Origin of the sequence: Pseudoalteromonas undina (assembly GCF_000238275.3) — a bacterium.
Lineage (GTDB): Bacteria > Pseudomonadota > Gammaproteobacteria > Enterobacterales > Alteromonadaceae > Pseudoalteromonas > Pseudoalteromonas undina.
This window is the reverse complement of sequence record NZ_AHCF03000003.1, coordinates 1474837-1489013: the sequence shown is the minus strand read 5'-3', so window position 1 is coordinate 1489013 and position 14177 is coordinate 1474837. Positions and strand designations below refer to the sequence as shown.

The window sequence follows — 14177 nt, the reverse complement described above, 5'->3', positions numbered from 1 at the left end:
CTTTTATTTTAAAAAATTAATGTTGCTCAGTCACTGTAGATTAATATTCGCTCATTCAAACTGCTATCCCGACAATTTAATAAAATAGTTATGGATAGATTATGCGCTTTTTTACAAACAAAACAGCCACATTGAGTGTTTGCTTTTTATTGCTTGGCACGGGTTTTATGCTGATAGAAAACAGTATGTATCAGTATATTGATAATAATGGTGTTCTACATGAAAGCTTGTTTATGCCCTTGAGCATACTGTGTTTTGCTTTGGGAGTTCTTTTTGTGGTTAGTTTGTTAGCCCGAAAAGTATTCGGGCTATTTAAAAGTGCTAGGGCAGGTGGGCATTAACCGCTGCTGTTATTACTCATTATTTAAATTAGCGGGTTCTAATAAATTAAATGTTGGTAAGCGCCACTTAAAGCGTACCGATGCCATTCGAATTAAATAGCCTACCACTAAACTTGCAACCACGCTGATATTGTCATCAATGTTGTAGTGGTGTAGCGCTAAGTATAAACACGCGACTATAAGCGCTACGCTTGCGTAAAGTTCATGATGAAGTACTAATGGTGCTTGGCGACAAATTAAATCTCGTAATAATCCACCAAATACACCTGTTACTATAGCTGCGACCACACAAATTCCATAGTGCAAACCCATATTAAGTCCAACTTGACAGCCAATAATACTAAACGCAGCAAGACCTAGTGCATCTAGGCGCATAAATATGCCTTTAAATTTAACCACCCATTTTGCCAACCAAGTGGTAACAATACCGGCTAGGCAAGTGATCAGTAAATATTCTGGGTGTTTTACCCAAGTAAGTGGGTAGTTACCTAATAAAATATCTCGTACGCTACCACCACCAATAGCTGTGGCACTGGCTACTAACATAACACCAAACCAATCCATGTTTCTGCGCCCAGCGCTAAGAGCACCGGTCATGGCTTCTGCTGTAATACCTATAATATAAACGATGGTTAATAGCATGAGATGATCGCTTGAAGTTTTAACAATAAAATAAAAACAGGATTGTAGTGATAAAAGCATGCATTGACGAGTGAAAAATCACATTAAAAACAGCTGCTTTCAGATTAAAAAAACTAATGTGATAGCGAGGTGTGAATAGCCTGTTAATGTTACGAAAGCACCAGCTATAGTATTGAAAGCAAAAAGGACAAATGACCGTAAAAATGCAATAAAGCCTGAATTAATTTAAGGTAAAAGAGCGCTGTTGTTTTTAATTTTGTTGCTTCTTAAAAGTGGTTTTACTGAATAAATTAGCTTGAGCCACGTGCAATTAAACGCGGTGGTAGTAGGGTGCTTTGCACTTGCTCACCCCTAATGAGCTTTAATAGGTTTTCAACCAACATTTGCCCAGCAATAGTGGTATTTTGTTCTATGGTTGTCAGCGGCGGGTTAATGTAACTGGCAATAGATATATTATCAAAGCCTATCACGGCTACATCTTTTGGTACGTTAATATTGGCTTCTTTTAATGCCCGTATTGCGCCTATTGCTATAAGGTCGCTGGCAGCAAAAAGTGCATTAAAGGTAATGTTATTAGCAATTAATGAACGAGTGGCATGATAGCCTGATTCTTCGGTAGAGATAGCATTGGCAATTTTACGCTCATTAAGTGTAATGCCATTTTGTTGTAACGCGTCTTTAAAGCCATTAAAGCGGGCAAAAAATTCGGGGCTATGATCAGAGGCATCGCCTATAAACGCGCAGTCTTTTCGGCTATGTGCCAATAAATGCTCAGCGGCGAGTTTACCGCCGCCATAATTATCGCAACTTATGGTTAAATCAGGGCGGTTATCAACACTTGCTCCCCAGCAAACAAATTTGGTGTTTTGTTCAAGTAAGGTGTTAAATTTAGGCTGAAAATCTATGTAGTCGCCATAACCTAATAAAATGATGCCATCTGCACGGTGACTGTCTTCGTAATCTGCCTGCCAATCAGCACTGGCAGATTGAAATGACACGAGTAAATCGTAACCCTCTTTAGCGCAAGCGCGAGTAATACTGCCCAGCATGGCTAAAAAAAACGGATTGATTTGCGATTCATCTGAGGTCGGATCTTCAAACAACAATAACGCTAGGGTGCTACTTTGTTGAGTGCGCAGGTTACTGGCGTTTTTATCAACTTTGTAATTAAGCTTTTTGGCAATGTCATGAACCCGCCTTCGGGTTTCATCATTTACCAAGGGACTATTTCGTAAAGCACGAGAAACTGTAGATTGAGACACCCCAGCATAGTGGGCTATATCAAATGAGGTGGCTTTACCTTTCATCACGATTACTTATTTAAGAGGACAATAAGGGGCTATTCTCGTTTATTAGTGATTTTTTTCAAGCTTATTTGTCAATAAAGGCATTTTTTTATTGATTTTTTCATGACACCGGTGTCACAATAAGGACGTTTTATCATTTTGTTGTCAAAACGTATTAGCTACCTTTATTATTAAAGGTAGCCTTTTTTACAGTGATAGCTGCTTTGAGGTGATAGCTCAAAGTAAATAAGTATCAATGATACCCCATTAAAATAATAAGTACTCATTACTTAAACAAAAGAGATAACACTATGGGTTTACACTCTAGCACACACTTTGATCCAATTCTGGTTGCCGATATTGGCGGCACAAATGCTCGCTTTGCGTTGATCACGGGGTTTGATGAATCAAGTAATCAATTTACCATTGAGCATAATCATACGTTTCCAAGTGCTAATTATGGCTCCCTCGAAAGTGCTACCGAGTATTACTTATCAACAGTGTCTCATATAAATCCTAAACGCGCATGCCTAGCAGTAGCAGGCCCAATTAACGCAGGCCAAGTTCACTTAACTAACTTAGGTTGGCACTTTAGCGTTAATGATTTCAAACAGCATTTTGACCTTGAACAATTAAGCGTAATAAACGACTTCGCTGCATTCGCTTACGCCGCTCCGTATTTAGATCCTTCTCAAAACGTAACCGTTAAACCTGGCCAAGCAGACGACACAGCAAATATTGGTGTAATGGGCCCAGGTACAGGCTTTGGTGCAGCGTGTTTAGTAAGAACTGCACATTCGTGTGCGGTAATGAGTTCAGAAGGTGGTCATATTTCTCTAGCGGCGGTAAATGAACTTGACGCTCAGCTTATTCAAGCACTTAAGAAAGACCACCCACATGTATCGGTAGAAACGGTGTTTTCTGGACCAGGCATTGCTCATCTATATAAAGCAATGGCTGCAGTTAAAGGGGTCGCCGCAAAGAATTTAGACGCTGCACAAATTAGTAGCTTAGCCAACAGCGGTGAATGTGAAGTATGTGAGGCAACGCTTAATCAGTTTTGTGATTGGATTGGCAGTGTAGCAGGCGACTTAGCGCTTGCTTACGGTGCTCTTGGTGGCCTTTATATTGGCGGTGGCATATTACCAAGAATGCAGGCTCGTTTACTGGAAAGCCGCTTCATGGAGCGCTTTTCACAAAAGGGCATAATGTCGCAATATACAGGTCAAATTCCGGTCACATTAGTAACACAAGACAACATTCCTTTAATTGGTGCTGCCGCGTGTTTGCATACGAGTCAACAGGTTTAATTACGTTGCATACATTTGGAAATAAATAGATGAAAAAAGTCACTATAAATAGCGTTGCTAGTTATGCCGGTGTATCTAAAAAAACGGTATCGCGCGTACTGAATAACGAACCAAATGTGAGCGCGGCCACCCGCGAGAAAGTATTAGCGGTATTTAAAGAGCTTGATTACACACCTAATCCCATTGCTCGAGGGCTTGCACAAAACCGTAGTTTTATTATTGGTTGTTTATACGATAACCCAAGTAAAAGTTATATTACTCGAGTGCAAACAGGCGCATTAGCTGCTTGCCAAGAAAACAACTATAACTTGCTGATTCACCCTTGTGAGCTCAGAGGTGATGCACTTATTAATAATATAGAGCAGCTATTACAGTCATCACGCCTTGATGGTTTAGTACTTACGCCACCATTTTGTGACTTTTCAGAACTGGTTGACTTTTTAAAGTCGAAAAAGATTCCTTATGCTCGAGTGGCTTCTGCTATTTTAGAAGATGACTCTATTTCTGTTACCAGTAATGACGAGCAGGGCGCATTTGAAATTACCGAACATTTAATAAACCTAGGGCATACCTCTATCGCGTTTATTAAAGGTCACCCAGATCACAGTGCTACACAGCAACGTTTTAAAGGCTACAGGCGCGCGTTAGCAAGCCATGGTATTGAATTTAATGAACGCTTAGTTGAAGAGGGTAACTTTAGTTATCACTCAGGGGTAGACAGTGCGCGTAGTATTTTAGATTTATCGCCACGACCTACTGCTGTATTTGCATCGAATGATTACATGGCAGCCGCCGTGCTTAAATTAGCCACACAGCGTAACTTGCGTGTACCAGATGATATTTCTATTGCTGGCTTTGATAACGCCCCCATAGCGCGTCATATTTGGCCTGGGCTAACGACTATAGCGCAACCCGTAGAAGAAATGACTAAACAAGCTGTTACCCAGTTAATTACCCATATTATTGAGCCGCAAGAGTCGCCGTATAAGGTGATTTTAGAAGCAAAATTAATCACGCGAGAGTCAACCGCAGCCGTAAAATAAAACCGCTTTTTCACAGTAGCCCGAGTATGAGTGACGCTTACTCGGGCTTTTTTTATCTGCATTTTTAACCTTCATTATTTGCCGCTAATATTTCACTAAAAATTCACGTTTATTTATTGCACATGTTAAAAAAAATGACTATTTTTATTACTCAGGGTTGACACCGGTGTCATTGTCATGCGTTAATACCCTGACACCGGTGTCAGGGTTGTTGTGAGAGGCTCCCTGGTAGCGTACCTTTGAACGGGTAAGTCAAAGATGCTCAGTACAGTTATTTTCGTGGAGTCTATAATTGTTACTGAGCCTTTATCCTCTAACGAATAGAGATGAGTAAAATTATGTTGCACCCTCGAATTCAAGAAGTCACAGAACGCGTTATTGAGCGCAGTAAACAAACCCGTCAAGCCTATTTAGATCGTATTTCGCACGCAAAAAAACAAACAAGAGTTCGTGCTGGTTTAGGCTGTGGCAATATTGCCCATGTTATGGCTGCGTGCAGTAGCGATGACAAAGCGCGTTTAAAAGCAGATGAGGTGCCAAACCTTGCAATTATTAATTCATACAACGACATGTTATCTGCGCATGTGCCTTACAAAGAATACCCAGATTTAATTAAAAGCATTGCCACTAAATTTGACGCGACCGCGCAAGTCGCTGGCGGTGTACCTGCGATGTGTGATGGCGTTACCCAAGGTCGTGACGGCATGGAACTATCGCTTTTCTCTCGTGACGTTATTGCTATGTCTACTGCGGTTTCTTTATCGCATGACGTGTTTGATGGTGTGTTTTGTTTAGGTGTGTGTGACAAAATTGTTCCTGGCTTATTAATTGGTGCTTTATCATTTGGTCACTTACCTGTGTATTTTTTACCAGCAGGACCAATGCAGTCAGGTATTCCAAATAAAGACAAAGCACGTGTTCGTCAGAAGTTTGCCCAAGGTTTAGTATCTCGCGATGAGTTATTAGAGGCGGAAAGTGCTTCTTATCACAGTGCTGGTACGTGTACGTTTTATGGCACTGCAAATTCAAACCAAATGTTAATGGAAATTATGGGCTTACACTTACCAGGTAGCTCGTTTATTAATCCATACACAGAATTGCGTGATGGCTTAACGGGTAATGCAGTTGAGACCATGCTCAAGCAGCTTACAGAAAACAAAGATGGTCCGTGTTTAGCCGATGTGATCAGCGAAAAAACCATTATTAATGGCCTCGTTGGTTTGCTATCAACTGGTGGCTCAACCAACCATGCAATCCATATTGTGGCGATTGCAAAAGCGGCTGGTATTCAGGTTACGTGGAAAGACATGTCTGATTTATCAGCAGTTGTACCGTTACTGACGCGTATTTACCCTAATGGCTCAGCAGATGTGAACCATTTCCAAGCAGCCGGTGGTATGGGCTTCTTAATGCGTGAATTAGCCAGTGCTGGCTACCTACATACAGATGTGACTACTATTTTAGGCGAAGGTCTTGCACCTTACATGTGTGAGCCACTGCTTGATAAAGACGATAACTTGATTATGAGTGATGCCAATGGCCCTAGTAAAGTTAAATGGGTTGCGTGTCCTGAAAACTCACATGATGAAGAAGTACTTCGTCCTGTAAGCAATCCATTTAGCAAGCAAGGTGGTTTACAGCTACTAACGGGTAACTTAGGTAAAGCAGTTATTAAAGTATCTGCTGTTGCAGAGTCGCATCAAGTGGTGTCGGCGCCAGCAAAAGTATTTAGCTCACAAGGTGAGTTACAAGACGCATATAGCCGTGGTGAGCTTAACCAAGATTTTATTGCTGTTCTTAAAGAGCAAGGCCCTAAAGCTAAAGGCATGCCAGAGCTTCATAAGCTCACGCCGGTAATGGCAACATTACAAGATCAGGGCTACAAAGTGGCTATTGTTACTGACGGACGTATGTCGGGTGCATCAGGCAAAGTTCCTGCGGCAATCCACTTAGCACCTGAAGCAGTTGAAGGCGGCATTATAGCTAAAATCCATGAAGGCGATATTGTTACTTTAGATGCGCCAAATGGTATTTTAAAACTGCATGTAAGCGACGAAGATCTTGCACAGCGTGAGCTACAAATTAGCCAAGCAAGCCAAACATTTGGTACAGGCCGTGAATTATTTACTGGATTTAGAAATATCGTAAGCAGTGCCGACTTAGGTGCAAGTGCTTTTGGACTTGAATAATAATTAGCCATATTGGGTAATGAGGAACAAGTAATGAGTATTGAAAAAATCTTAGCATCGGCACCCGTTGTGCCAGTGGTGGTAATCGAAAAACTAGAAGATGCCGCACCACTTGCAAGAGCGTTGTACAACGGTGGCTTAAAAGCACTTGAAATTACACTACGTACACCAATTGCTGCACAAGCTGTAAAGTTAATGAAAGCTGAAGTACCAGAGGCCTATGTAGGTACTGGCACTGTGGTTGATAAAGCAAGCTTTAACGCGTCAGTAGAAGCGGGCGCTGACTTTATGGTGAGCCCAGGCGTAAGCGATGAACTATTAGCATTGGCAAAAGAGTCAAGTATTCCTTTTTTACCTGGTGCAGCAACCCCAAGCGAAGTGATGAATTTAGCAGCGCACGGCTTTAAATTTTTAAAGTTTTTTCCTGCAGAAGCCGCAGGCGGAACCGCGATGATTAAGTCGATTGGCGGCCCATTACCTGATATTACTTTTTGTCCAACCGGTGGCATTAGTTTAGCTACAGCGCCTGATTACTTAGCACTTAACAATGTTATTTGTGTAGGTGGTACGTGGATGTTAGACAAACAACTTATTGAAAATAAAGACTGGCAAGCTATTGAAACGCTTGCTCGCCAAGCATGTGAAGTTAATAGGAGTCAAAAATGATTAATGTAGCAATTAATGGCTACGGCCGTATCGGTCGTAATGTATTGCGTGCACTGTATGAATCAGCGCAAAATAATGAAATTAAAATTGTGGCTATTAACGATTTAGCCCCAGCCAATGTAAATGCTCATCTGACTCAGTTTGACTCAGTACATGGTCGTTTTTCACAGCAAGTAACACTTAAAGATAACACTATGCTAATTGGCGATGATGTGATCACGCTAACGCAAGAGCGTGACCCTGCTAATTTACCGTGGAAAGAACTAAACGTTGATATCGTACTTGAATGTACGGGGTTATTTACTTCTCGCGAAGCAGCTAATAAGCATATTGAAGCGGGCGCGAAAAAAGTAGTGGTATCGGCTCCTGGTACAGATATGGATGCTACCGTAGTGCACGGTGTAAATAGCGATGTAATTAATGCCGATAGCAACATTATTTCTAATGCTTCATGTACAACCAATTGTTTAGCGCCTGTTGCTAAAGCAATTAACGATACAGTAGGAATTGAACAAGGTAGCATGACCACCATTCATGCATACACTAACGACCAAAATTTATCTGATGTATACCACCCAGATTTATACCGTGCGCGAAGTGCAACTCAATCTATGATCCCAACTAAAACGGGCGCAGCGAAAGCCGTTGGTTTAGTACTGCCTGAACTTGCCGGTAAATTAGATGGCATGGCGGTACGTGTACCAACCATCAATGTGTCATTGGTTGACTTAACCTTTATTGCTAAGCGCGATACAAGCATTGAAGAAATTAACCAAGTGGTTAAAGACGCTGCGTTTGGCTCTATGAAAGGTATTTTAGAGTACAATGAGCTACCGCTTGTTTCTATTGACTTTAACCATAACCCAGCATCATCAATTTTTGATGCAACGCAAACGCGTGCTGATGGTAAATTGGTTAAAGTTATGGCGTGGTACGACAACGAATGGGGTTTCTCAAACCGCATGTTAGATCAAGTTAAAGCGCTGGGTGCTTATTTATAATTTTTCCGTGTAGTTAAATTTTACTTTATCCAGCCAAGCCACGCACTGCGTGGCTTTTTTTGTGTTTTAGTTAGCCCAAAGTTTGCTAGAATATGTGCACTAGAATAGGGACTGCATATTATATTAAGGAAAATAATGCTAAAACACGTCACTAAAAAAATATTTCGTACTAGTCACCTGCAAATTGGTGAGGGTAATATCAGCGGTTATATTGCTTGCTTTTTGGCAATATTAAGTTGCTTAGGAGTGCTTGCATTCCACTTTCCGGAATATTTAACGACTCCAGAATTACGCAAAAGCTATAGCGTTGACTTTTTACGTCAGCTCATGTTTGTTGCTCTTATTATTTCCGGTAGCTTAGGGTTACTTAATTTTGTACGAAATACCAATAAGCGTTTGGGTGCCACTGCGTGGTTTTTTATTATACTGGCCATTAGCTTTGGTGGCCCGAATGTTGAAGTGAATGACTTTGCAGATAACACTCCTTATATTGGCTTAGATTGGTTTATATTAGACTTACTAGGCTCTACCTTAATTTTTATTTTAATTGAAAAACTACTTCCGCATCGTAAAGAGCAAAAAATACTTCGTAGTGAATGGCGCGGGGATTTAAACCATTTCTTTGTTAATCACTTAATAGTGGGCTTTGTATTACTGGTTACTAATCATTTTGTTCATTATGGGTTTGGTTGGGCGGTTTCGAGCACACTGCAAGCTTACATAGCGCAAATGCCGTTTATACTTCAGCTATTTTTAATTATTTTGGTGGCTGATTTAATGCAGTATTGGACGCATCGTGCGTATCACGAAGTGCCATTTATGTGGCGATTTCATGGTGTGCATCACAGTGCCAAAGAAATGGATTGGCTCGCAGGCTCTCGTCAGCATATTTTAGAAATACTGATCACCCGTAGTTTAGTGTTAACCCCTATATTTGTGCTGGGGTTTTCACAGCAAATAATCAGCTTATATGTAATTATTGTTGGTTTTCAAGCCGTATTTAATCATGCTAACGTGAATGTAAAATTTGGGTGGTTGAAATATTTTATGGTTACTCCCCAGTTTCACCATTGGCATCACGCATCCGATAAAGCTGCCATTGATCGAAATTATGCAGCCCATTTCTCGTTTTTAGATTACTTATTTGGTACTGCGGTAAAGGGGCAAGCAGAGTGGCCTAAAGAATATGGTGTTGTCGGGGACTACATGCCTGTAGGTATGCTAAAGCAACAAATTTACCCGTTTAAAAAACAAAAATAGTCTGTAGTTTTAGATTGCGGCCATAAGATTCATGGCCGCAGCAATCATAAAAAGTCAGCTAATACTCTAAGCGTTGGCCGCTGTGCAACATTTTCGCTCATGCATTGCTGCGAAATATGTTGTAAGTGCATTACTTCAGCACTTTGCTCGTGGCAGGTGGTAAGTAAGTCCTCAATTAAACACCCTAAAGCGCGCACTTCTATTAATTGCATTTGTTGACGTTGATAATCACTCAGCATAGTAAGATCAGTAGCTGCGCCAAAATCACCAAACAGAACCCTTGCTTGCGCGTTTACCATAGTATTGTGCGCATAAATGTCACCATGGCTTATATTGTGTTGGTGCAAGTGTGCCACAGTACTAACCATTTGCTTTGCAATGCTATAAATTGTATCGGCAGAGTAATGGCAATCGCTTTCAAATGTATCACGAGTACAGGTATCAAGGCTGGGAGGTAAGCCTAGATTCGTAAAGCTTGAATCAATTAACTCCATCACTAAACCAAGCTGCTGCTGTTGTTCAATGTAAGCCAGTACTTTAATTAAGTTTGGATGCTCAAGCGCTTGCAAGCAGCAATTAACTTCATCCAGCGGATAACCATCGCTTGTAATACTCCCTTTAAATAACTTAACAGCAACCGGCTCTTTATTTGTTGAATAAGCAAGATGAATAATTCCTGATGCGCCTTGGCCTATTACTTTACTGAGCGAGTAGTCACTCAGTGGTTTATTGGTTAAATTTGATTGGGTAAGGCACTGTGATTTATTAAAGCAATTACCTGCAAATGCAAGCCAAGTAAGCTTAGGAAGTTCAAATAGCCAATCATCAACATGAGTTAATTGATTTGCAGAGAGTCTAATTAGTTCTAAGTTATGGCAGTTTGCCATGCTTGTTGGTAGAGCACTGAGTTGGTTACCTGCCAAAGCCAGCTTTTTAAGCGCAGTGTATTGGCCAAATGTTGCAGGCAGTTTGGCTATTTTATTATCTGTAAGAATAAGCCATTCAATCGCTTTAGGCAGGCTGTTATCTGCAAACTCAGTTATTTGGTTACCTTTAAAGGCAACCATAATAAGAGCGGGGCACTTAGCGAGTATTTTAGGTATATGGTTAAACTGATTAAACGACAAAAACAGTCGTTTTAATTTTGTTAAGCAAGCAAATCCATCAGGTAAATCAGATAAATTGTTATTTGATAAATCCAAGACTTCGAGGGTATCAGCAAGTGTAAAAATTTCTTCAGGAAAGTCGCTTAGCGTTTCAACCAATTGTAGATGTGTTGCACCAAGCAATTGGCCGCTTCGAAGTTGTGAAAGGGTATTCAAAATTAATTAATCCATTTTACATAAAACAAAAAGGCCAACTAAGTTGACCTTTAAACATTATTTGATCTGAACTCTGCTTGAAACAGATTTATCATTCGAAGTTCAGGTTGTTCGCTTAACGATTAAAATTGAGCGTTATGGTACACGTTTTGTACGTCGTCACAATCTTCAAGCATGGCTAAAAAGCGCTCCATAACTTCAACGTCTTCGCCTTCAATAGGAGCTTCAACTTGAGGTACAAAAGCAATTAAGTCTTCGTCAAATTCTGTCACACCCATTTCTTCAAGTGCTGTGCGGGTATTGTTGTATTCAGTGTGCGGTGCAAATACGGTCACTTTGCCATCTTCTACTTCAACGTCGGTAACATCAACATCTGCCATCATCAGCGCTTCAAGTACGGTTTCATCGTCGTCACCGTCAAACACAAAAATAGCAAGGTGATCAAACAAGTGTGAAACTGAGTTTTGTGCGCCAATTTTAGCGTTTGCTTTGGTAAAACATACACGTACATCAGCAAAAGTACGTTTGTTGTTGTCGGTTAAACAATCAACAATAATCATGCAATTACCTGGGCCGTAACCTTCATAACGTGTGGCTGCATAGTCTTCACCGCCGCCGCCTTTGGCTTTATCAATAGCACGTTCAATTACGTGAGCCGGTACTTGGTCTTTTTTAGCGCGTTCAATTAAACGACGTAGTGCTAGGTTGCCGTCTGGATCAACACCGCCATTTTTAGCACAAATATAAATTTCTTTACCGTATTTAGAATAAACTTTAGTTTTAGCACCCGCAGTTTTAGCCATTGAATCTTTTTTGTTTTGGTAAGCTCTTCCCATCTGCGTTTCGCCTTAATATGTATAAATAATTGAAAAAAATTGCAAGCCCATATTCTAAAGGTAAATGCGGGGCAGGGCTAGTAAGTATTGTTAGTAGCCAAAAATAAAACAACCCGCATAAGCGGGCTGTTTATTCGTTACAAACGATGAACGGTTGTTAGGGGATTACCAAATACGAACGCGTTCTTCTTCTGGTAGGTATAACTGATCGCCTGGTTTTACATCAAATGCTTTATACCAAGCGTCATGGTTACGAGGTGCTTGTGCTCTAAAGCGACCCGGTGCGTGTGTACCACCACGTAATTGATTTAACATGCTTTGCTCAGTACGTTTTTCTTTCCATACTTGTGCCCATGCTAAGAAGAAACGTTGATCGCCGGTTACACCGTCAATTACCGGTGCTTCTTTACCATTTAAGCTTAGTTTGTAAGCATGATAAGCCATGGCTAAACCACCCACATCACCAATATTTTCACCTAAACTGTTGCGGCCATTTACAAAGTTACCTGGAATTGGCTCATATTTGCTGTACTGAGCAGCGAGCTTGTCGGCTTTAGCATCAAAAGCAGCACGATCTTCATCAGTCCACCAGTTACGTTGAATGCCGTTAGCGTCAGATTTTGAGCCCTGATCATCAAAGCCATGGCCCATCTCATGGCCAATTACAGCGCCAATGCCACCGTAGTTTACTGCTGGATCTGCATTTGGATCGAAAAATGGCGGTTGTAGTATAGCGGCAGGGAATACAATTTCGTTAAACGAACTATTGTAGTAAGCATTAACACGTTGTGGTGTCATGCCCCAACGATTACGATCGGTCTTTTTCAGCTCTTTTTCTACACTTTCAGCCTGGAAAAACTCACGCATATTTTTTACATTAGTCATTAAATCATTTTTGCTAATGCTTAAGCCTTCATACGATTGCCATTCATCTGGATAACCAATTTTTGGCACAAACGCCGCTAATTTTGCACGCGCATTTACTTTTGTTTCTGCGCCCATCCAGTCTAAGTTATCAATACGCTCACCAAGTGCTGTGCGTAAGTTTTCAACAAGCTCAGACATTTGTTGCTTAGATGACTCAGGGAAATAACGATCTACGTAAATTTTACCAATTGCAAAGCCCAATGAGCTAGTGCCAGACATTTGGCTGATAGCGCGTTTCCAGCGTGGACGTGGCTCTTGTTGACCATTTAACTCTTTTCCATAAAAGGCAAAGCTAGTGTTAAATATTTCTTCAGATAATAGTCGTGAGTTACCATTAATCGCATGATATGTAAGGTAGTCTTTCCATACGCTTAAATCTTCGTTATTGATTAGGTCAATCATGGCTTTAACAGGTTCAGGCTGCGATACGTTTAATTGTGGTACTTTATAACCTGTTTGCGCAAAATATAAATCCCAGTTAAACCCGGGGTATTGCGTACTTAGCTCATCACGTTTTACTTGGTTTAGGGTTAAATCGCGATTACGGCGTTTTTCACGCGGCCAATGACCTTCTGCAATTTTGGTTTCAAGCGCTAAAATCGCTTGTGCACGCTCTGTGGTATTATCAACCCCTGCAAATTTAAGCATATCGGCAATATGTGCAACATACGCTTCACGGGTTTTTACAAAACGTTCTGCATCTTCAAGGTAGTAAGAACGATCAGGTAAGCCTAAGCCACCTGCACCTAATGACATTTCGTATTTATTGGGATCTAAACGGTTAAACCACATACCGCCACCAATTGGAGCACGCACACCCGTAAGCCAAGATTGGCCAAATACTTTTGCCAAATCATCAGTAGAGGCAACCGTATTAATGTCGTTAAGCAACGGCTTAATTGGCGTGATACCAAGTTTATTAAGCGTCTCGGTATCCATGTACGAGTTATAAAAGTCAGCGACTAGTTGCTCTTCGGCGTTTAAGTTTTCACGCGCTGCAATTTCTTCAATAATTTCTTTAACGCGATCTTCACTGCGCTCAGCTAGCGCAGAGAATGCACCGTAACGGGTTTTATCTGCTGGCATTTCATAGTTGTCGTACCATGAACCACTGGCGTACATGAAGAAATCGTCGCCTGGTTTTACAGCTTCGTTACGCGCAGTTAAATCAACCCCAAACGTGCCTAATTCGGCTTGCTCTGTTGCTTGTGGCTTTTCTGCAACTGCTGCTACTTGCTCAGTTTTTGTTGTTTGTGGCTCAGAACAGCCAGTAATAAATGTGGCAGCGAGCGCCGCTGCAATTAAACTCTTTTTCATTATTTTCCCCTATGAATTCACGTTATTTAATTCGTTA

12 protein-coding genes are annotated in these 14177 nt (G+C 41.0%); 7 read left to right on the top strand and 5 right to left on the bottom strand.

Annotated features, from left to right (window positions below; translation table 11 throughout):
- The first annotated feature begins 101 nt into the window (after nt 1-101).
- Nucleotides 102-341, top strand: a complete 240-nt coding sequence (locus PUND_RS10530; protein ID WP_010389832.1) for a DUF3955 domain-containing protein — start codon at nt 102-104, stop codon at nt 339-341.
- Nucleotides 342-353: 12 nt separating this feature from the next.
- Here PUND_RS10530 and PUND_RS10525 read toward each other — a convergent pair whose 3' ends face one another.
- Both PUND_RS10525 and PUND_RS10520 read right to left on the bottom strand, forming a co-directional pair.
- The gene (locus PUND_RS10525; RefSeq protein WP_010389835.1) at nt 354-983 is read right to left on the bottom strand and encodes a trimeric intracellular cation channel family protein; all 630 of its coding nucleotides are present in this window, start codon (nt 981-983) and stop codon (nt 354-356) included.
- A 290-nt stretch (nt 984-1273) separates the two neighbouring features.
- Nucleotides 1274-2290: a LacI family DNA-binding transcriptional regulator gene (locus PUND_RS10520; protein ID WP_010389839.1), complete on the bottom strand. Its 1017-nt coding sequence runs from the start codon at nt 2288-2290 to the stop codon at nt 1274-1276.
- Nucleotides 2291-2580: 290 nt separating this feature from the next.
- Between PUND_RS10520 and glk the strand changes: the two genes are divergently transcribed.
- The 6 genes from glk (at nt 2581) to PUND_RS10490 (ending at nt 9738) form a co-directional block, all read left to right on the top strand.
- On the top strand, nt 2581-3579 hold the full coding sequence (gene glk, locus PUND_RS10515) for a glucokinase (protein ID WP_010389841.1): 999 nt from the start codon (nt 2581-2583) through the stop codon (nt 3577-3579).
- A 29-nt stretch (nt 3580-3608) separates the two neighbouring features.
- Entirely contained in the window at nt 3609-4622 is a 1014-nt protein-coding gene (locus tag PUND_RS10510) for a LacI family DNA-binding transcriptional regulator (protein ID WP_010389842.1), read from the top strand.
- A 338-nt stretch (nt 4623-4960) separates the two neighbouring features.
- Nucleotides 4961-6811, top strand: coding sequence for a phosphogluconate dehydratase (gene edd, locus PUND_RS10505; protein WP_041709032.1), 1851 nt, complete (start codon nt 4961-4963; stop codon nt 6809-6811).
- Between the two features lie 33 nt (nt 6812-6844).
- On the top strand, nt 6845-7477 hold the full coding sequence (gene eda / locus PUND_RS10500) for a bifunctional 4-hydroxy-2-oxoglutarate aldolase/2-dehydro-3-deoxy-phosphogluconate aldolase (protein WP_010389844.1): 633 nt from the start codon (nt 6845-6847) through the stop codon (nt 7475-7477).
- Nucleotides 7474-8478, top strand: a complete 1005-nt coding sequence (gene gap / locus PUND_RS10495; RefSeq protein ID WP_010389845.1) for a type I glyceraldehyde-3-phosphate dehydrogenase — start codon at nt 7474-7476, stop codon at nt 8476-8478. The genes eda and gap overlap by 4 nt, the downstream gene beginning before the upstream one ends.
- A gap of 135 nt (nt 8479-8613) precedes the next feature.
- The gene (locus PUND_RS10490) at nt 8614-9738 is read left to right on the top strand and encodes a sterol desaturase family protein (protein WP_010389847.1); all 1125 of its coding nucleotides are present in this window, start codon (nt 8614-8616) and stop codon (nt 9736-9738) included.
- 44 nt (nt 9739-9782) lie between these two features.
- Here the strand turns inward: PUND_RS10490 and PUND_RS10485 are convergent, their stop codons facing one another.
- The 3 genes from PUND_RS10485 to PUND_RS10475 all read right to left on the bottom strand — a co-directional run bounded on the left by PUND_RS10485 (nt 9783) and on the right by PUND_RS10475 (nt 14140).
- Complete coding sequence (locus PUND_RS10485) at nt 9783-11060, bottom strand: protein kinase (protein ID WP_010389848.1); 1278 nt, start codon at nt 11058-11060, stop codon at nt 9783-9785.
- A gap of 122 nt (nt 11061-11182) precedes the next feature.
- A complete protein-coding gene (locus PUND_RS10480; RefSeq protein WP_008110544.1) occupies nt 11183-11896 on the bottom strand; it encodes a YebC/PmpR family DNA-binding transcriptional regulator in 714 nt (237 codons plus the stop codon).
- A gap of 165 nt (nt 11897-12061) precedes the next feature.
- A complete protein-coding gene (locus tag PUND_RS10475) occupies nt 12062-14140 on the bottom strand; it encodes a M13 family metallopeptidase (RefSeq protein ID WP_010389850.1) in 2079 nt (692 codons plus the stop codon).
- Between the last annotated feature and the right edge of the window lie 37 nt (nt 14141-14177).